At 70.9% G+C, this 18,738-nt stretch carries 17 protein-coding genes, 1 tRNA gene and 1 pseudogene; 7 read left to right on the top strand and 12 right to left on the bottom strand.

All coding sequences use genetic code 11. From position 1 onward, the window contains the following. Positions 1-59 precede the first annotated feature (59 nt). Both ruvA and CVO96_RS13825 read left to right on the top strand, forming a co-directional pair. Complete coding sequence (ruvA, locus tag CVO96_RS13830; protein ID WP_103312731.1) at positions 60-662, top strand: Holliday junction branch migration protein RuvA; 603 nt, start codon at positions 60-62, stop codon at positions 660-662. Further along, positions 659-2,062, top strand: coding sequence for a low temperature requirement protein A (locus CVO96_RS13825; RefSeq protein ID WP_103312730.1), 1,404 nt, complete (start codon positions 659-661; stop codon positions 2,060-2,062). The genes ruvA and CVO96_RS13825 overlap by 4 nt, the downstream gene beginning before the upstream one ends. Here the strand turns inward: CVO96_RS13825 and fni are convergent. Beyond that, positions 1,969-3,003, bottom strand: a complete 1,035-nt coding sequence (gene fni / locus CVO96_RS13820; protein WP_207795351.1) for a type 2 isopentenyl-diphosphate Delta-isomerase — start codon at positions 3,001-3,003, stop codon at positions 1,969-1,971. The genes CVO96_RS13825 and fni overlap by 94 nt on opposite strands. Positions 3,004-3,207: 204 nt before the next feature. Here fni and CVO96_RS13815 point away from each other — a divergent pair. Together CVO96_RS13815 and CVO96_RS13810 are read left to right on the top strand one after the other, a co-directional pair. Continuing rightward, positions 3,208-3,284, top strand: a tRNA-Met gene (locus CVO96_RS13815). A gap of 95 nt (positions 3,285-3,379) precedes the next feature. After that, positions 3,380-3,880, top strand: coding sequence for a DUF456 domain-containing protein (locus tag CVO96_RS13810; protein WP_103312728.1), 501 nt, complete (start codon positions 3,380-3,382; stop codon positions 3,878-3,880). 24 nt (positions 3,881-3,904) lie between these two features. Here CVO96_RS13810 and CVO96_RS21615 read toward each other — a convergent pair whose 3' ends face one another. The 8 genes and pseudogenes from CVO96_RS21615 to hpf all read right to left on the bottom strand — a co-directional run bounded on the left by CVO96_RS21615 (position 3,905) and on the right by hpf (position 12,129). After that, the gene (locus CVO96_RS21615) at positions 3,905-4,615 is read right to left on the bottom strand and encodes a hypothetical protein (RefSeq protein ID WP_103313498.1); all 711 of its coding nucleotides are present in this window, start codon (positions 4,613-4,615) and stop codon (positions 3,905-3,907) included. Positions 4,616-4,935: 320 nt separating this feature from the next. Continuing rightward, positions 4,936-5,083, bottom strand: a pseudogene (locus CVO96_RS21710) (YkvA family protein); the annotation flags it as partial. Positions 5,084-5,174: 91 nt separating this feature from the next. Beyond that, a complete protein-coding gene (locus CVO96_RS13795) occupies positions 5,175-6,197 on the bottom strand; it encodes a CPBP family intramembrane glutamic endopeptidase (protein WP_103312726.1) in 1,023 nt (340 codons plus the stop codon). A gap of 76 nt (positions 6,198-6,273) precedes the next feature. Further along, positions 6,274-7,317, bottom strand: coding sequence for a threonine aldolase family protein (locus tag CVO96_RS13790; protein WP_103312725.1), 1,044 nt, complete (start codon positions 7,315-7,317; stop codon positions 6,274-6,276). Between the two features lie 176 nt (positions 7,318-7,493). Next, positions 7,494-9,506 (bottom strand): elongation factor G, encoded by a 2,013-nt coding sequence (locus CVO96_RS13785; RefSeq protein WP_103312724.1) that lies wholly within the window; start codon positions 9,504-9,506, stop codon positions 7,494-7,496. 315 nt (positions 9,507-9,821) lie between these two features. Further along, positions 9,822-10,193, bottom strand: coding sequence for a hypothetical protein (locus CVO96_RS13780; RefSeq protein WP_103312723.1), 372 nt, complete (start codon positions 10,191-10,193; stop codon positions 9,822-9,824). Then, positions 10,194-11,342: a butyrate kinase gene (locus tag CVO96_RS13775; RefSeq protein ID WP_103312722.1), complete on the bottom strand. Its 1,149-nt coding sequence runs from the start codon at positions 11,340-11,342 to the stop codon at positions 10,194-10,196. A gap of 220 nt (positions 11,343-11,562) precedes the next feature. After that, entirely contained in the window at positions 11,563-12,129 is a 567-nt protein-coding gene (gene hpf / locus CVO96_RS13770) for a ribosome hibernation-promoting factor, HPF/YfiA family (protein ID WP_103313497.1), read from the bottom strand. 279 nt (positions 12,130-12,408) lie between these two features. Here hpf and CVO96_RS13765 point away from each other — a divergent pair, with 279 nt between their 5' ends. Further along, the gene (locus CVO96_RS13765) at positions 12,409-13,137 is read left to right on the top strand and encodes a TetR/AcrR family transcriptional regulator (RefSeq protein ID WP_103312721.1); all 729 of its coding nucleotides are present in this window, start codon (positions 12,409-12,411) and stop codon (positions 13,135-13,137) included. Positions 13,138-13,295: 158 nt separating this feature from the next. Here CVO96_RS13765 and CVO96_RS13760 read toward each other — a convergent pair whose 3' ends face one another. Continuing rightward, entirely contained in the window at positions 13,296-13,493 is a 198-nt protein-coding gene (locus tag CVO96_RS13760; protein ID WP_133161800.1) for a hypothetical protein, read from the bottom strand. A gap of 134 nt (positions 13,494-13,627) precedes the next feature. Here CVO96_RS13760 and pgi point away from each other — a divergent pair, with 134 nt between their 5' ends. Together pgi and CVO96_RS13750 are read left to right on the top strand one after the other, a co-directional pair. After that, positions 13,628-15,262 (top strand): glucose-6-phosphate isomerase, encoded by a 1,635-nt coding sequence (gene pgi, locus CVO96_RS13755; protein ID WP_103312719.1) that lies wholly within the window; start codon positions 13,628-13,630, stop codon positions 15,260-15,262. Positions 15,263-15,321: 59 nt separating this feature from the next. Continuing rightward, the gene (locus CVO96_RS13750; RefSeq protein WP_165795303.1) at positions 15,322-16,350 is read left to right on the top strand and encodes an aminoglycoside phosphotransferase family protein; all 1,029 of its coding nucleotides are present in this window, start codon (positions 15,322-15,324) and stop codon (positions 16,348-16,350) included. Between the two features lie 15 nt (positions 16,351-16,365). On the opposite strand, the gene dinB is transcribed toward CVO96_RS13750, so the two are convergent. Both dinB and CVO96_RS13740 read right to left on the bottom strand, forming a co-directional pair. After that, a complete protein-coding gene (gene dinB / locus CVO96_RS13745; RefSeq protein ID WP_103312717.1) occupies positions 16,366-17,463 on the bottom strand; it encodes a DNA polymerase IV in 1,098 nt (365 codons plus the stop codon). 41 nt (positions 17,464-17,504) lie between these two features. Continuing rightward, positions 17,505-18,707 (bottom strand): 23S rRNA (cytosine(2499)-C(5))-methyltransferase, encoded by a 1,203-nt coding sequence (locus CVO96_RS13740; RefSeq protein WP_103312716.1) that lies wholly within the window; start codon positions 18,705-18,707, stop codon positions 17,505-17,507. Between the last annotated feature and the right edge of the window lie 31 nt (positions 18,708-18,738).

The raw sequence follows: 18,738 nt of genomic DNA, 5'->3' as shown, positions 1-18,738 counted from the left end.
CCGAGATCGGGGGAACGCTCGCGCTGTGTGAGAGCCGGCCCGATTAGAATCCGGGTCTGATGATTGCCTTCCTTTCCGGCGTGGTGCGAGAAGTCCGCGAGAACAGCGCCGTGGTCGTCGCAGGCGGCGTGGGTTACGAGGTGCAGTGCCCGGTCGGGACGCTGGCCAAACTGAAAGTGGGCGAAGCCGCCGAACTCAACACCCGCTTCATCGTGCGCGAGGACGCCCAGCTGCTGTTCGGCTTCCACGACGCCGACAGCGTGCGGATCTTCGACCTGCTGACCGGCGTGAGCGGCGTGGGGCCGAAGCTGGCGCTGGCGCTGCTCTCGGCCATGCCGGTCTCGGCGCTGGCGCAGGGCCTGCTCAGCGGCGACGCCAAGCTGCTGAGTTCGGTGTCCGGCGTGGGCAAGAAAACGGCCGAGCGGCTGGTGCTGGAGCTTCAGGGTAAAGTGCCCGAACATCTGGCCGCGCCCGCCGCCGGTTCGGGCACGGGGCGCGCCGCCCCGGTGGCGACCACTGCCGGCCGGGACGCCGTGGACGCCCTGCTGGCCCTGGGCTTCCGCGAGGCGAACGTGCGCGCCGCCGTGGCCGAACTGCTCTCCAGCGACCCCGAGCAGTCGGCCGACGCCCTGATCCGCAAGGCGCTGGGGCGGCTGCGATGACGCACGGACAACCCGACAGCATCACCCTTCCGGACACCATCTCATCGGGCGGGCAGGGCACGTCCCCGCAGAATGACGGCGCGCAGAATGGGGCCACGCAGGGGGGGACGGCCGAGCAGAAGGTCTCCTGGCTGGAACTGTTCTTCGACCTGATCTTCGTGGTGGCCTTCGATCAGCTCGCCCGGCGCCTGGGCGATTCCCCCGGCCTGGAGAACATCGCGGAATTCGCGCTGCTGTTCACGGCCGTCTGGTGGGCCTGGGCCGGCAACACGCTGTTCGCGGCGCGCTTCGGCAACGAGAGCCGCATCTACCGCTGGGCGACCCTGACCCAGCTGGTGTCCATGAGCCTGATCGCCCTGACGCTGCGCGGAGACGTCAAGGACACCGGGCTGGCGGTCGCGCTGGCCTTCGGGGTCAACCGGCTGATCCAGTGCGTCCAGTACCTGCTGGTCTCGCGGGCCCGGCCCGAGGCGGCGGCGTTCGCCCAGCGGGTGGCCCAGACCTTCGGGGGGGCCGCGCTGCTGTGGCTGGGCTCGGCCCTGCTGCCCGCCGGCAGCGCCGCTCAGCTCCTGATCTGGTGCGCCGCCCTGGCCCTGGAGATCGTGGCGCCGATCCTGGCGCGCGGCCTCAGCACCGCCGTCCTGCCCCACCAGGGCCACCTCCCCGAACGGGTCGGGCTGCTGCAGATCATCGCGCTGGGGGCCATCGTGACCGAGACGGTCAACGGCAGCCGCCAGCAGGCCCTGACCCTGCCGACCCTGCTGCCCGCGCTGGGCGCCATTCTGACCACGGTGGCGCTGTGGCGGCTGTATTTCGATCAGGCGCGGGCGCTGCCCCTGCTGGCCGCCCACGTGGAGGGTCAGGTGGGCCGCCTGCTGGCCTGGCTGTACGGTCACCTGCCCTTCACGCTGAGCGTGATCATGCTGGGCGTCGGGCTGGGCCACGGCCTGAGCGCCGTGGACGCCAAGAAGGACGCCGTGAACCAGCAGTTCGTGGCCTGGCCGCTGGCGGGCACGCTGTTCACGCTGGCCATGCTGCGCCTGAATTCCATGCAGGTGGCGCGCCGGCGCGTGCCAGACCGCAGTCTGCTGGCGCTGGCGGCCGGTATCGCCGGATGTGTGGTGCTGGCCTTCCTGGATCTCGACACCACGGAGCTTCACCTGAGTGTGGCGGCCCTGACGCTGCTCCTGGCCGCCGTGGTCGCCGCCGACCCCGCCACCCGCCGCCTGGGTCAGCTGGAGGAGAAGGTCACGGAGCAGATGGAGGAGGGAGATGCGCCCCGTTCGCTGGAGGAGCCGGTCAGCGCTCAGGCGGGGGCGGCATCTGCCGGGCGGCCCGCCTCCACGGGGGCCGGCAGCTCTGCCAGGGCTCCCAGCGCCGGATCGTCCACGCCCGAGTAACCACCGACGAACAGCGCCACCCGCAGGTCATGGATGAAGGTCGAGAGCCAGGCCTCGGCGGCCTCGGCGCTCTCCAGCGCCGGCTCCAGCAGGGGCCGGGCGACCGCCACCACCCGCGCGCCCAGGCGCAGGGCGCGGGCGGCGTCCAGCCCGCTGCGGATCCCGCCCGAGGCGATCAGCGGCGTGGCCGGCGCGGCGGCGCGGGCGCCTCGCAGGGCCTGGGCGGTGGGCACCCCCAGCTCGCACAGCTCCGGGCTGACCACGTGCCCCCAGCGCACGAGCTGCTCCACCCGCGCCCAACTCGTGCCGCCGGCCCCGGCCACGTCCAGCGCGGCGAAGCCCACCCCGGCGACCGCGCGCACCGTCCGTTCGTCCAGCCCGTGACCGACCTCCTTGAGCACCACCGGGAAGGGCAGCGCGGGCACGACCTCGCCCAGCCGGGCGACCACTCCGCGCCAGCGGGTGTCGCCACCGGCCTGCAGGGCTTCCTGCAGCGGATTGACGTGGATCGCCAGGGCGTCGGCGCCCACCTCCCGCACGGCGCGGCCCGCTTCCTCGACCCCGTAGCCCAGCCCGAACTGCGCCGCGCCCAGGTTGCCGATGAGCAGGATGTCGGGCGCCACGCCGCGAACCTGAAAGCTCGGGGCGACCTCGGGGCGCTCCAGCATGATGCGCTGCGACCCCAGCATCATGCCGATGCCCAGGCGCTGCGCGGCCAGGGCCAGGTTCGCGTTGATCCGCGCGGCCCGCTCGGCGCCGCCGGTCATCGCGCCGATCAAGACCGGGGCGCTCAGGCGGCGGCCCAGGAAACCGACCTCCAGCTTCACGTCGTCCAGATCGCGCTCGGGCAGCGCCCGGTACGGCCAGGGCACGGCCGAGAGGCCGCTCTGCACGCCCGCGTACTGGCTCTCGGGCCGCAGACACGCCTCGATGTGGTGCATCTTGCGGGCCTGGATGCCGCTGTCGGGATCGGTCACGCGTCCAGCCTACCCGCTGGGGCGTCGGCGAACGTGGGATTTCTGGCCCAGCCACGCACAATGCCGCTCAGCGCACAGTTGACAGTTCAGGAAGTGCGAGCTACTATTCCTGAGCGCTTCGGAAGCCGCTTCGACAAAAAAGGCTTTCTGGTACGCAGAATGTAGTATCGCAGGGTAGAGCAGTCTGGTAGCTCGTCGGGCTCATAACCCGGAGGTCGCAGGTTCAAATCCTGTCCCTGCAACCACCACCCCCCCACCGCAAGGTCGGGGGTTTTTCTTTGGACTGCGGCCCGGCCCTCGCGGGAACCGCCCGGCCCGGCGGCGCGTAGTCTTCAGGCGTATGAGCCTCGCTTTCCTGATCTTCCTCGTCGCCTGGATCGTCGGCATGATCGGCACCTTCATCCCGGCGCTGCCCGCCACGCTGATCATCTTTCTGGGCTCGGTCGCGGCCACGCTGCTCGACGGCTTCCAACCCTGGCCGGACGTGCCCTTCCTGCTCACCTTCGGGGTGATCACGCTGCTGATCATGTCGATCGACAACGTGGCCTCGGCCTGGGGCGCGCGGCGCTACGGCGGCAGCCGGCAGGCCATGTGGGGCGCCCTGATCGGCGGCCTGCTGGGGCTATTCATCCCGCTGGGACTGATCGTGGGGCCACTGGCCGGCGCCTTCCTGGCCGAGCTGCTGGTGGTTCGCAAGTCGCTGCAGGAATCTCTGATGTCCGCCTGGGGCACCCTGATCGGCCTGCTGGCGGGCATCGCGGCGAAACTGGTGCTGCATACGCTGGTCGGCCTGTACGAACTGTGGCGGCTGTGGGATCCCGCCAAGAGCGTGTTCGGCTGAAGCCACCGGGATGAGCGCTCCGGGTCAGGCCCCCGGCGGGCGGCTCAGCAGCGCGACCACCAGCGGCGCGATCCCGACGAACTGCACGAGCAGCGCCGGCAGAAGCGGCAACAGGGCGCCCAGCAGGGCCCGCCCGGGCTGGCCGGTCAGGCGCAGGAACGCCGGAAACGCCAGAGCGAACTGCGCGGCGGTGCCCAGCAGCGTCACCAGCATCAGCAGCGCGCCCGCCTGCGTGCCGCCCGCCGCGCGCAGCGCCGCCTGAGCCGGGGCCGCCTGAGCCAGGGCCGCCTGATCCAGCGCCCGGCCTGCTCCCGAGTTGCCCTGGGGCAGCCAGGCGATCGCCGGGGTGAGCAGCGTCCAGACGATCACCAGCAGCCACAGCGGGGGCAGCAGCGCGAAGGTGGCGCCGTAGACCTCGGCGGCGCGCCCGGCCCGCCCGGCGCCCAGGTGGCCCAGCCCCCACATCAGCACGAAGCTCAGCCCCCCCAGGAAGGTGCCGCCCAGAACGTTCACCAGCGGCGACAGCGGGCCGGAGCCCGGCACATGCCGCACCAGCAGGGCGTAGGCCACCCCGGAGAGCACGGAGCTGAGCACCACCACGGCCGCGTAGCGCCACCAGCGCGGCTCGCTGGCCTGGAGCTGGCCCGCGAAGACCCGGGGGCCGCTCAGCAGGGTCGTGGGCAGCGGCGCCGAAGCGGCCGCGGGGGCTGGGGGGACAGGGGGACGTCGGGCCATGATCGCCGCCATCCTAGAGCAGTGGCCCGGAGGCCGTGACCTGCCAAGTGGGACGACGGCCGGCGGCTCCTGCTTCATCTTCCCTGGCTGACGGCGACTCGATCAGCCGGGGCCGCAGAGGGGGACGACCGGGCTGGTCTACCGGGCCGGGCCGCCCCGCTGCGTCCACCACCAGCCGGCCAGCACGATCAGCGCCAGATACACGCCGATCACCAGGGCCAGCCCCCAGGCGCTGCGGCCCAGTCGCTGCGGTCGCTCGCGGGCCTCGCGGCGGGCGTCCTCCAGCACCTCCGGGGCAAGCAGGCGCAGGGCCAGCCACAGTCCGGCGGGCACCAGCAGCAGGTCGTCCAGGTAGCCCAGCACCGGGATGAAGTCCGGGATCAGGTCGATGGGGCTCAGGGCGTAGGCCAGCACCAGCGCCGCCCAGGCCCGCGCGTACCAGGGGGTGCGGGGATCGCGCACCGCCACGCTGAGGGCCAGCAGGTCGGCCTTCAGGGCGCGGGCGAAGGTTTTCAGGCGCTCCAGCATCCGCTTCACCGCACCCTGGTCGGGGCCACCCTCAGGGCAGGGCGCCGCTAAGCCGGCCCGTGAGCTGTTGCACGGCGGGCAGCGTGGCGAGCATGGTCAGCACCCCGAAGACCACGATGACCACGTAGGCGCCGCTGAGCCAGGGCCCGGGGGCCGAGCGCACCTGGGCATCGGCGCGGGGGACGAGCCACAGGTGCAGCACGACCAGCACCGCCACGCCGAACAGCAGCGCGCCGATGGCCAGCGGCAGCGCCAGCCCCGAGTTGCCCAGCAGGGCGCCCGCCTGATCCGCGCCGCCCAGGTTCTGCCCGGCCAGCAGCGACCCCAGGCCGATCGAGAGCGAGTTGTTCAGGGCGTGCACGATCACCGAATTCCAGAGGCTGCCGCTGTGCTGCGCCAGCCGCGCCAGCACGTAGGCCAGCGGCAGGATGCCCGCCACGCTGGCCGGTACCCCGTGCGCCACGGCGAAGGCCAGACTGGTCGCCAGGGCCGCCACGGTGAAGCCCGCCGCGCGCTCCTGACCGCGCATCATCAGGCCCCGGAAGGCGACCTCCTCGGCCAGCGGCACCAGCAGGCCGGCAGAGAGCAGCAGCGGAATCAGGTCGGCGCCGCTGCTCAGGAACCTGGGCATGGCATTGATGCTGTCCGGGAAGAAGCTCACGTAGGCCAGCGCGAAGGCGCGTGAGGCCAGGAACCCCAGCACGAAGGCCGCCAGGGCCAGCCCCCACGAGGGCCGCGTGCGCCAGCGCGAATCCCGGAGCAGGGAGCGCATGGCCGGCCGGAACACGGTGAAGGCCACCAGCACCACCACCGCGAAGGCCAGCAGCAGCGCATTCCCCAGAGACAGGTGCAGGCCGATGTGCACGGTGCGCCCGCCGATCGGCAGATCCATCCCCACGCCCAGCGCGGCCACCACGTTCTGCAGCACCAGCAGGCTCAGCGCGGCGCGGTTGCCGTCCACCGCGCGCACGCCCGAGGCTCCTGGCGGCGGCGAGGTCGGGGCCCCCTCCGGCCAGGAAGGGTGGGTGGGCGGGGAAGCGTCCGGCGCAGTCATGCCCAGAGGGTAGCGCGCGCCCGGGGGGGGCGCCTCACCCGAAAGGTGGCGGGCCGCGCCAGCGCCGGCTCCCGGCTCAGGCCGTCAGCACCCGGAGGGCGCCCTCCAGGGCCTCGTCGCCGATCTGGTGGTGCAGCACGAAGCGCACGGAGTCCGGCCCCAGGGCGTTGGCCAGGACACCGCTCCGGGCCCAGGCGGCGCTCCGGGCAGCGGCGTCGGGAATGGTGGCGTAGACGATGTTGGTCTGCACGGCGGCGAGGTTCACGTCGTAGCCGGCATTCACCAGGGCTTCGGCCAGCACGCGCGCCCGGCGGTGATCCCCGGCCAGCCGCGCCGGGCCACCCCGCAGGGCCACCAGCGCCGCCGCCGCCAGCACCCCGGCCTGCCGCATCCCGCCGCCCATCATCTTGCGGTAGCGGTGGGCCTGCCGCATGTGTTCGGCCCTGCCCACCAGCACGCTGCCCACCGGGGCGCCCAGCCCCTTGCTGAGGCACACGCTGACCGTATGGAAGTGCCGGGTGATCTCGCTCAGGGGCACGCTCAGCGCCGCCGCCGCGTTGAAGACCCGCGCGCCGTCCAGATGCAGGGGCAGCCCCTCCGCATCGGCCACCGCCCGGATGCCCGCGAGCACCTCCAGCGGAATGACCGTGCCGCCCGCCTTGTTGTGGGTGTTTTCCAGGCTGATGAGGCCCGTGGGCGACTGGTGAACCGAGTGGCGCACGGCCGCCCGCACCTCCTCCGGGGCCGGCACGCCCAGCGGCGCGGGCACGAAGCGCGGCACCACGCCGCTGAACGCCGCCATCATGCCCAGCTCCCACTCGTAGATGTGGCTGCCCTCGGCGCAGACCACCTCCTCGCCCCGGCGCGTGTGCAGCGCGATGGCCACCTGATTGGTCATGGTGCCCGAGGGCATGTACAGCCCCGCCTCCATGCCGCACAGGCGGGCGACCTCGGCCTGCAGCTCGTTCACGCTGGGATCTTCGCCGTACACGTCGTCCCCCACGGCTGCGTGCGCCATCGCGTCGCGCATCTCGGGGGTGGGGGTGGTCACGGTGTCGGAGCGCAGGTCGGCGATCACGCGGGGAGTCACGGGGTCACTGGTCTTGGGGCGGGTGGTCATGGGGCGGATGCTAGCGTTCACAGCGGTATTCCGTTCCGCCTACGGGTGAACTGCACCCCCTTCAACTCCACTCCAACCGCTGTGGGTCGCGGTCACTCGCTCTCTCCGAGCTGTCCCAGTCCGCTCGCCCCAGATCACTTGAAGGTGTGCACCTTCCATTGATCTGGTGACCGCTATCAGGCGTTCGCCAGCGCCGCCTTCCGCTCCTCGATCACCTTTTTCGCGATGTGCTCCGGCACGTCCTGATAGCCGTGGGGCTTGACCGAGAAGGCCCCCCGGTCGCCGGTCAGGCTCCGCAGGTCGGCCGAGTAGGTCTGCAGCTCCGCCTGCGGCACGACGGCCGTGACCGTGATCACGGTGCCCTCGGGCTCCATGCCCTGCACGCGGGCGCGGCGGGTCTGCAGGTCGCCGATCAGGTCGCCCGTGAACTGCCCCGGCGCGCGGACTCTCAGCAACATCACGGGTTCCAGCAGCCCCGGCCGGGCGCCCTCCAGCGCGGCCTTCAGGGCCAGGCTGCCGGCGGTGCGGAAGGCGATGTCCGAGCTGTCGACATCGTGGTAACTGCCGTCCAGTACGGTCACGTGGATGTCCTGAAGCGGGTAGCCGGCCAGCGACCCCTTCTGCATGGCGTCCTGCACGCCCTTCTCGATGCTGGGGATGTACTTGCCGGGAATGGCCCCGCCCACCACGGCCGAGCGGAAGCTGTAGCCCTCGCCGGGCGCGATCTGGATGGTGCAGTCGCCGTACTGCCCGTGCCCGCCGCTCTGCTTCTTGTGCTTGCCCTGCGCCTTGCTGGGGGCGTGGATGGTCTCGCGGTAGGGAATCTGCGGCGGGGTGGTGCTCACGTTTACGCCCAGCGCGCTCAACTTCTCGATGGCGATGGTGGTGTGCATGTCGCCCATGCCGCTCAGCAGCTGCTCGCCGGTCTGCGGATCGCGCGAGAAGTGCAGGGTGGGGTCTTCCTCCATCAGCCGCGAGAGCGCGGCGCCGATCTTGTCCTCGTCCTGGCGGGTGAGCGGGTGCAGGGCGACCGTGTGGGCCGGGTCGGGCAGCCACAGCGGGTCGTATTCGATGGGCTGGGCCGGGTCGGCCAGGGTGTCGCCCGTGTGCAGATCCTGGATCTTGGTCAGCACGCCGATCATGCCGGCGCTGAGCTGCGGCACCTCGGTCAGTTCCTTGCCGTTCATGACATACAGGTGGGCCGGTTTCAGGTCGGCGCCCTGGGTGGTGTTGCGAACCGTGTCGCCGGGCTTCAGGGTGCCGCTCCACACGCGGACGTACGCCAGCTTTCCCACGAAGGGATCGATGCTCATGCGCCACACCCGCGCGCTGAAGGGGGCGTCCGGGCGCGGCTCGCGGGTCTGGCCGTCCAGGCCGGTCACGGGGCCGCGCAGGGAAGCGCTTCGCAGGCCGTCCACCAGCAGATCCATCAGCTCGGGCACGCCGGCGCCGGTCAGCGCGCTCACCGGCAACACCGGGTACAGCGTGCCGGCCTGCACGGCGCGGATCAGGGCGCCCTGCAGCTCGTCATCCGGAATGGGATCGCCCTCCAGGTACCGGGTCATCAGGTCGTCGTCGGTCTCCACGATGGCCTCGATCAGGTGCTCGCGGGACTCGCGCAGCAGGCTCCGCATGGAATCGGGCACGCTCAGGCCCGAAGACGCCTGGCCGCTCAGCACGTTCACCACGCCCATGAAGTCCGGCCCCTCGCCCAGCGGCACGAACAGCGCCGCCGAGTGGCCCCTAAGGCTGGCCCTGATATCGGCCAGCACGGCGAAGAAATCGGCGCGCTCGCGATCCATCTTGTTCACGGCGACCACGCGGGGCATGGCGAAGCGGTCGGCGGTGGCCCAGACCCGCTCGGTGCCGACCTCCACGCCGCTGACCGCGCTCACCAGGATCAGCGCGGAGTCGGCGGCGCGCACTGCTCCCCGGATCTCGCGCACGAAGTCGGCGTAGCCGGGCGTGTCCAGCACGGTGATCTCGGTGTCCCGGTGGCTCAGGCGCACCACGCCGGTCGTGATGGAAAAGCCGTGCTGCTTCTCGGCGTCGGTGTGATCCGAATGGGTGGTGCCGTCCTCGACCCGGCCCATACGTGAAGTGGCCCCGCTTCGGTGCAGCAGGGCTTCAGAGAGCGTCGTTTTCCCAGCGCCGCTGTGCGCGGCGAGACTGACAATACGGACTGGCACGGATGACCACCGATCCTTTGTGAAGGGGAACAGGGGCGTGCGAACGGACACCGGGGCACAGAGCGGGGTGGTGCGTTGTGTAGTGGCGAGTGTACACCTGACCCCCGGCCCGTCGTCCAGCGTCCACGTCCATCCGGCGCGGCCCTCCCATGCCGATTCTGTTGAGATGCAGGTTCGTGGCCGGGACGGATCAGGCTCACAGCCATTTATGACGGTGCCCGGACGTCCCGTGCGGGGCGAGCAGCCCCCGGCGTCTCCCAGGAGCGCAGGCGGGCCGCTGGATTCAGACCGAACTTTCGGGGCCCGGCAGCCTGATCAGCGCTGCTGATCGCGGACGGCTGCCAGGGTCTCCTCGAACTCGTCCAGGAATTCGTCTTCCAGGGCGCGGTCGCGGATCAGGGCGTCCTGCTCGGTGGTGGCCTGCTCCCGCGTCCAACGCACGCGGGCCTGCCGGGCGCCGCTCACGTTGCCCTTCCCGGCGATGAAGCGCGCCGCGTGCCGCACGGCCTCCACCGGGTCTTCCGTGGGCGCGGTGACGCTCAGGTTCCGCAGCCCGCCCTGATCGTTGACCAGCGAGCAGACCACCTCGACGCGCAGGCCCTTGCGGTTCAGGAAGACCTGATCCACCCGCCACATGCTGGTGGCGCGGAGCGGCATGGGCGCGGAGCGGGCCGGACGACGGGCCATCTAGCGCCCACCGGCAGGCGTTCCGGGGGACGTCCCTTCGGGTGACCCGGCCGGTGATTCGGCCGCGGTCTCGTCAAGGGTCACGGCCCCCGGCGACTTCCACTCGCGGGCGGGTTCCAGGCCCAGCAGCACGCGGCCGGCGCCCTCGGCCAGCGCTTCGAGCTCCAGCTCGCCGGGAATCACCAGCACGGGGGCGATCCAGGCCAGCCGCCGCTCGATGCGGTCGACCAGCTCGTCCCAGCGCGCGATCCCGCCCGTGAGCACGATGGCGTCGGGGCGGGCACTCAGGGCGCCGGTCTGCGCGCCCACCGCCTTACAGACCTGATGCACGAAGGCGGCGGTAGCGGCCTGCACGTCGGGATCGCTGACCGCCCGGGCCTCCAGTTCCCGGAGGTTGGCACTGCCGGCCAGCGAGAGGAAGCCGCCCTCGCTGCCCAGCAGTTGCAGGGCGCGCGCCTCGCCGTGTTCGCGCGCCAGGGCCAGCAGCATCCGGGCGGGCAACGGGCCGCTCTGCAGCGCGCCCATCGGGCCGCCGTCAGTGCCGGTGGTGTCGATGGCGCGGCCCTGCTCGAAGGCCGTGACGCTGGTGGTGGCGCCCAGGTGGGCCACGACCACGCGGGAGTCCTGCAACCTCCTGCCGACCTCATGGGCGGCGCGGCGGGCGGCCACCCGGGCGTTCAGGGCGTGGAACTGCGCGCTGCGCCGCAGGCCGCGCAGGCCGGTCTCGCGGGCTTCGGGCAGCAGCTCGTCCACACTCTGCGGATCGACGATGTAGGCGTCCACGCCGCGCGCCTGCGCCACAGCCAGCGCCAGCGCTCCGCCCAGGTTCTCCGGGTGCGCCGCGAAGTCGCCCTGCACGGCGTAGGCCGCCAGTTCCGGCGTCACCGGGTAGGTGCCGGCGCCCACCTGCCCGATCAGCCCGCCCCGCCCCACGATGGCGTCCGGGGTCGCCCAGTCGGCGGTCAGCTCCCCAATACGGCGGGCCAGTTCCGGCACGTCGGCGGCGCCGGGCGGCGTGTCCAGCGGCAACTCGGCGCGCGTCAGGCTCAGGCGCAGCTGGCCGGGCAACGACGGATTCGCGCTCGGCTCGATGACGGCGCAGGCGAGCTTCACGCCACTGGTTCCGGGATTGATCACATACGCGATCACAACGCCGCAGGGTAGCAGATCGCCGGGCGGGGGCTGCGGCCCCTACACCAGAGCAGAGGGGGGAGGGACTGATCTCCCCTTCCCCCTCTGCTGGCTTCCTCTGCTGGCCCGGCCAGTCCTCAGTCCCCCGCTCGTTCAGGCGCTGGGCTTATTCAGGCACTGCGCTCATTCAGGCACTGGGCTTATTCAGGCGCTGGGCTCATTCAGGCACTGGGCTTATTCAGGCACTGGGCTCGATCAGGCCGTAGTGACCGTCCTTGCGGCGGTACACCACGCCGGACTGCCCACCCTTCATGTTCACGAACACGTAGAAATCATGCCCCAGGGCTTCCATCTGGGCCACGGCGTCCTCCGGGCTCATGGGCCGCAGCTCGAAGCGTTTGGTTCGCACGATTTCGGGCTGGAAATCGCTGACGTCGTCGAAACCGGCGTCCACATCAGCCTCGGCCGGGCCGGGCTCGGGCTGGGGCGCGCCGTCGTGGCGCTGCTTCATGTAGCGGGTCTTGAATTTCCGCAGCTGCCGCTCCAGCACGTCACTGGCCTTGTCGATGGCGGCGTACATGTCGGCGTGGTGCTCTTCGGCGCGGATGATGCCGTGGGGCACGTTCAGCTGTACTTCGACCCGGTTGCGGCGGGTGGAGTCCCGCACATCGCGCACGGTCAGGGTCACCCTGGCGTCCGTGATCTGATCGTGGTACCGGTCGAGGCGCGTCAGCTTCTCTTCGACATATACGCGCATGGCATCGGTGACCTCAACGTTCCGGCCTGACAGCTTATAGATGTGCACGGCATCACCCATCCCTTTCCCGGCGCCGCCCAGTCGAACCTGTCCGGCGCTGGTGATTTCACTCTAGGCCAGGCCACACCCGCTGTCAGGCGAACACTTCACAGCCTTTGCTTAAGGAAAGGGGTATGGTGGGAAGTGCAGGGGCGAAACGCCCGCCCGCAACCCGACCGGCACCGGCCGCTCCCGGAAACGGACAAACCGGGCGATCACCCCGAGAGATGAATGTGCGCTCTGGGTGGGCGGTGCCGTGGACAGCAGCCCCCACGGTATGCTGGGGGCGTGAAGGTCGACCGCTCCGAACAGGATCAGGCCCGGCGCGACCGGATTGCGCGGGTGGCGTTCGAGCTGTTCGCCCAGCGTGGCCTGGACGCGATCAGCGCGCAGGACATCGCGCAGGCGGCTTACGTCAGCCGTACTAACCTGTACCGCTATTTTCCCAGCAAGGTGCACATGCTACTGGCCCATTTCGAGAAGGCGGTGGCCGCCAGCCGGGACGACGCCCTGGAACGCCTGCGAGCCGGCGCCAGCCCCCAGCTGGTCTGGGATCAGGTGACCCTGCGGATGGCCGATCTGGGCGTGCGTTACCGCCATCTGGTGGGCGCGGTGGGTCAGGCCGTGCTGGTGGCGCCGCCGACACTGAACCTGACGCCCGGCGCCGGAAGCGACGGAGCGGCTCCGCCGGCCGCCACCGCCAGCCAGTCCTCTGCGCCTGGCCTGCGCTCGCTCCTGCCCGGCGATCCGCTGAGAACGGCCCTGACCCTGGCGGCGCTGGTCGAGCCGGTGCTGCTGGCCATGCAGACCCAGGGGCGCCTGCGCCCGGAGGCGAACGTGTCCATGCTCAGCGTGCTGTTCGTGGACGCCTGCCTGCTGGCCCTGCTGCACGGCGGCCACCGCGACCAGCGCGAGGTGCTGCGTGACTGGCAGGAGCGCTTCTCGCTGCTCATGTACGGCGTGATGGCCCCTCAATCTGCGGCCCGGAGCACGGACGACCCCGCCCCGGCAGGGTGACGGCAGGGACAGCACACCCGGCACGGATCACCGGCACGACAGAAAGGAACCCGGACACTCGTTCGTCCGGGTTCTCCTGTGGGTGGTAGGGGTGGTGGTACCGGGCCTGGTGACGGGCGGCTCTGACCTGCCTGCGCTGACCTGTGGGTCGTCCTGGCTCAGCGCAGCCGGGCCTGCCGCAGCCGGTTCAGGATGGCGAAGACCTGGCGCTGTTCCTCGGCGATCAGGGCGGAGGTCAGCGTCTGTGGGGTGTAGGCGGCGCGTTGAGCCCCCTGGCCAGCCGGGCGCCGAACCGGATTCAGGGGAGCGGGGGTGCCCCGAGACTCCCAGGGCGTAAGAGGAACCTTCCGTTGCATGGCCATAGCGTAGGGGCCGCGCTGGCACGCCTTTCTCACGGGTGGACAAGTTAAGCCAAGGGCCATCTTGGGGGGGTATGGTGGCAGGGTTTGGGGTGGGTGGGTCACACCCGGCCCCCTGGGAGGAATGCCTGATGCCCGTGAACCTGACCGAGACCGCCGCCTGGACTGCCCTGCTCAGTCACGTCCAGAACGCACGTGAGTGGAACCTGAGAGACCTGTTCGCGGCCGACCCGGCCCGTGGCGAGCGCCTGAACGCCGAGGGCGCCGGCCTTTATCTGGATTACAGCAAGAACCGTGTGACGGATCAGACCCTGACACTCCTGCTTGATCTGGCCCGCGAGACCGGTGTGGAGACCCGGCGGGGCGCCATGTTCGCGGGCGAGAAGATCAACGTCACCGAGAGCCGCGCGGTGCTGCACACGGCCCTGCGCGCGCCCCGCGGCGCTTCGGTGATGGTGGACGGCCGAAACGTGGTACCCGATGTCCATGAGGTGCTGGATCGGATGGCCGCCTTCGCCGACAGCGTACGCGGCGGCACGTGGCGGGGCCACACCGGCCGGCCCCTGAAGAACATCGTGAACATCGGCATTGGGGGCAGCGACCTGGGGCCGGTGATGGCCTCCGAGGCGCTGAAGCACTACGCCCAGCAGGGGCTGACCCTGCGCTTCGTGTCGAACGTGGACGGCACCGATCTGGTCGAGAAGACCCGCGATCTCGACCCCGCCGAGACGCTGTTCATCGTGTCCTCCAAGACCTTCACGACCCAGGAGACGATGGCGAACGCCCGGAGTGCCCGCGCCTGGCTGCTCGCGGCGCTGGGGGACGACGCGGCGGTGGCCCGGCACTTCGTGGCCGTCTCGACCAACGCCGGAGCGGTGCAGACCTTCGGCATCGACCCCGCCAACATGTTCGGCTTCTGGGACTGGGTGGGGGGGCGCTACTCGCTGGACTCTGCCATCGGCCTGAGCCTGATGCTGGCGGTGGGGCCGGAGGGCTTCCGCGAGCTGCTGGCCGGCTTCCACGACATGGACGAGCATTTCCGGACGGCGCCGCTGGAACGCAACCTGCCGGTGCTGCTGGGAATGCTGGGCATCTGGTACAACAACTTCTTTGATGCCCAGAGCCACGCCGTGCTGCCCTACGACCAGTACCTCGCGTACTTCCCGGCCTACCTGCAGCAGCTCGACATGGAGAGCAACGGCAAGCACGTCACGTTGGAGGGCCAGCTGGTGGACTACCAGACCGGGCCGGTCATCTGGGGCCAGCCCGGCACCAACGGGCAGCACGCCTTCTACCAGCTCATCCACCAGGGCACCAAGCTGATCCCCTGCGACTTCATCGGCTTCTGTCAGACCCTCAACCCGCTGCCCCTGGAGGGCGGCGCCCCGCACCACGACCTGCTGATGGCGAACGTCTTCGCGCAGACCGAGGCCCTGGCCTTCGGCAAGACGCTGGAGCAGGTGCTCGCCGAGGGAGTGGACGCCGAACTGGCCCCGCACCGGGTCTTCGAGGGCAACCGCCCCACCAACACCCTCCTGGCCGACCGCCTGACCCCGCGCACGCTGGGCGCCCTGATCGCCCTGTACGAGCACAAGGTCTTCGTGCAGGGGGCCGTGTGGAACATCAACTCCTTCGACCAGTGGGGGGTGGAGCTGGGCAAGGTGCTGGCGAGCCGGATCGTGCCCGAGCTGGGCGCCGCCGAGCCGGAACTGGAGCACGACAGCTCGACGAACGCGCTGATCCGGCGCTACCGGGAGCGGAGGTAGTGCTGGATGGTCGTTGGGAGATGAGGGAAGCTGTTCACCGTCAACGATCATCCACGCCCATGAGCACCGAGCCGCCCCTGTCCCACGCCGCCCTGCTGGAGCGGACGCGCTCAGCGTTCGGGCTGGACGCGCGGAGCCTGACGTTCATCCCGGACGGCACGGCGCCCGCCTACCGGGTGGACGGGCCGAGTGGCCGCGCCTTCCTGAAAGTCCTGCCCGACACCCCCTTCGGAAGAGAGACCACCGCTCGGGCAAGCGCCGAGGTGCCGCTGCTGAACGTGCTGCGCGGAGCGGCCATCCTGCCACGGGTGAATCGGCCGATTCCCGCACGAGATGGAGGGTTCATGGCCAATCTGGACGGCCACGCGGTCTTCGCGTACGACTGCATCGACGCCGCGAACCTGTCGGGCGAGTGGGACGCATATGGGCACGAGGTCGCGGGGCTGCTCGGGCGCCTGCACGCGGGCACGGCGACCATCACCGCCGCCGCGCCCCACCTGCCGGTGGCGCCTGAGGACTTCGGCCTGCCCTTCGAGACAGCCCTGCAGAGCGACCTGCAGCATCTCACCCAGACGCCGCACGACACACGGCCCGGCGTGCAGGCGCTGCGCGAGCTGTTGCGGCCGCACATAGCCGCGATAGAAGGGCTGCTGGAGCGCGCCCGGCGCTTCCAGGCGGCGGCCCGCTCACACCCCGCTCCCCTGGTCGTCTGCCACACCGACGCCCACGGGGGCAACGTGATGAAGGACGCGGCGGGCGAGCTGTGGATCGTCGACTGGGAGACCGCCCGCCTGGCCCCGCCGGAACATGATCTGTGGATGTTGCACGCTCAGTTACCGGAGGTGCTGCCCGCGTATCGGGACGGTCTGGGCCGGGCCTTCACGCCTAACCCCGACCTGCTGGGCTTCTACCTCTGCCGCCGCCCGCTGGAAGACCTCGCCGTGGACATCGGCTGGGTGCTGCGCGAGAACACCCGCCCGGATCAGGACGAGCACGCGCTGGAGATGATGACGCGGTATTCGCTGCCGGCGCTACTGAGTGCCGAGGCCGATCTGGAGCGCCTGCATTCGGGACTGACGGGGGGTTGAGGAACACTCAGAGTCTCAGCCCGATGGATGGCCCCCCAGTTCCGCAAACAGCGACGGCTGGGCGGGCACCTCCCCCACCGGGCACAGGCCTGCCGCCGTGATGCCCGCCAGGCGCACACCCCGGCCCGCGAGCAGATCGGCGCTCAGCAGGGGCGTCACCGCGCGGACGAGATCGGCACCCTCGTGGACGGGCATCGGCACCGTGACCCGCCGCGTGAGGACCCTGCGGTCGTCGAACTTCAGCTTCAGCACCAAGGTATGCCCGGCCAGCCCGGCGCGCTCCAGGCGCCGCTGCACGGCCTCGGCCAGCACCGGCAGGCGCCCTTGCACAGCCGAGACCTCGCGCAGATCGTCGCTGTAGGTCTCCTCGGCGCCGATGCTCTTGTTCGGGCGGTTCGCCTCCACAGGCCGGTCATCCAGGCCATGCGCGATGCGCCAGAAATGCTCGCCCACCCGGCCGAACAGGGCGCTCAGCTGCGCGGGTGGCGTGGCCCGCAGGTCGGCGCCCGTGTGGATGCCCAGCGCCGAGAGTTTCCCGGCGGTCACGGGGCCGATGCCGTGAAAGTCGCCCACCGGCAGTCCGGCCAGCAGGGCGTCCACCTGCCCCGGCAGCAGCACGGTCAGGCCGTCGGGCTTGTTCATGCCGCTGGCGAGCTTGGCGAGGAATTTGTTGACGCTCACGCCGGCCGTGGCGCTCAGGCCGGTCTCGGCGCGGATGTCCGCCTTGATCGCCCCCGCGATACGGGTCGCGCTGGGGCCGCCCTGGAGCGGCTGGCTGACGTCCAGATACGCCTCGTCCAGCGAGAGCGGTTCGACGAGCCCCGTATACCGTGCGAACACGGCGCGGATCTGATGGCTGACCTCGCGGTACGCCTCGAAGCGGGGCGGCACCACCCGCAGCCCCGGGCAGCGCTCCAGCGCCCAGTGCAGCGGCATGGCCGAGCGCACGCCGAAGGGCCGCGCCTCGTAGGAAGCCGTGAGCACCACACTGCGCTTGCCGCCCCAGGCGACGGCGAGTGGCACGCCGCGCAGCCCAGGATCGTCGCGCTGCTCGACGGACGCATAGAAGGCGTCCATGTCGATGTGGATGATCTTGCGGGTCGGGGCCGACACAGGGCCATGTTACGCCAGGGACGTAACAGCGGGCCGGCCTCTCACTCCAACTGGAGATAGATCGCCTTGAGGTACTCCGCCTCCGCGAAACTGGCGTGGTGATCCGGCGCGTGGCGGGTGGTCGCCAGTTCCTTCCACGGGCGGCCGCTCTGTGTGGCCGCGTCCCGCACGGCGTCCCAGAACTCGTCGGCGCTGACATGCGCGGAGCATGACCCGCTGACCAGGATGCCGCCGGGCGCGAGGCGCGAGGTGGCGTCGGCGGCCAGCTTGCCGTAGGCCCGGATGGCGCCCGCCCTCTCGGTCTCCCGCCGTGCCAGCGAGGGCGGATCGAGCACGATCAGATCGAACGCCCGCCCGGTGTGGGTCAGCCAGTCGAAGACATCCGCCTGGATGGTTTCGTGGGGCGCCGTGAGCTTAGGATTCAGGGCGTAGTTGCGCGCGGCACTGTTCAGAGCGTGGGCGCTGAGATCGAGACTGACAACCTCGGTGGCCCCGCCCCGCGCGGCGTACAGCGAGAAACCCCCGGAAAAGGAGAAGGCATTGAGCACGCGCCGCCCGCGTGCCAGCCGCTCCACCCGGCGGCGGTTCTCGCGCTGATCCAGAAAAAACCCGGTCTTCTGGCCGCGCCGCACCTCGGCCTCGAAGGCCAGGCCGGTCTCGTGGAAGACCACGGGCGCGTCGTCGACGTGCCCCGCCAGCACCTGACCGTCGTGCAGCCCCGCCTGGGCCGCGTGGGTCTGGATATTGCGGCTCAGGCGCAGCACCACCGAGGAGTCCAGGAAGCGTTCCTCCAGTAGTTTCAGCACGCGCTCCAGATGCGGAAACCACGCGGCGGTGTAGAGCTTCAAGACCAGCACATGGGCGTAGCGGTCGATCACTAGCCCCGGCCAGCCGTCGGACTCGCCGTTCACTACCCGGTAGCCGTCGGTATCGGCGCCGAACAGCGGGGCACGCAGGCGCAGGGCGGCGTCCAGACGCTCCCCCCACCACGCGTCGTCCAGGGTGGCGGGCGCTCCGGTGTGCAGCACGCGCACCCGCAGCGGTGAATGCGGATCGTACAGGCCGATGGCCAGGAAGCGGTCGCGGCGGTCGTAGACCACGGCCAGTTCGCCCGCGTCGCCCTCGCGGTTCTGATCGCGCACGCTCGATTCGTAGACCCAGGGATGCCCACCGCGCACGTGCAGTTCTGCCGCCGGAGACAGGCGCAGGCGCAGGCGGGAGCGGGCAGGAACGGGGGCAGACATGGGGGCGAGGCTAGCGCACCTGGGCGGGTGG

It is taken from the genome of Deinococcus koreensis (assembly GCF_002901445.1).
Taxonomy (GTDB): Bacteria; Deinococcota; Deinococci; order Deinococcales; family Deinococcaceae; genus Deinococcus; species Deinococcus koreensis.
This window is presented reverse-complemented; position numbering and strand designations above follow the sequence as displayed.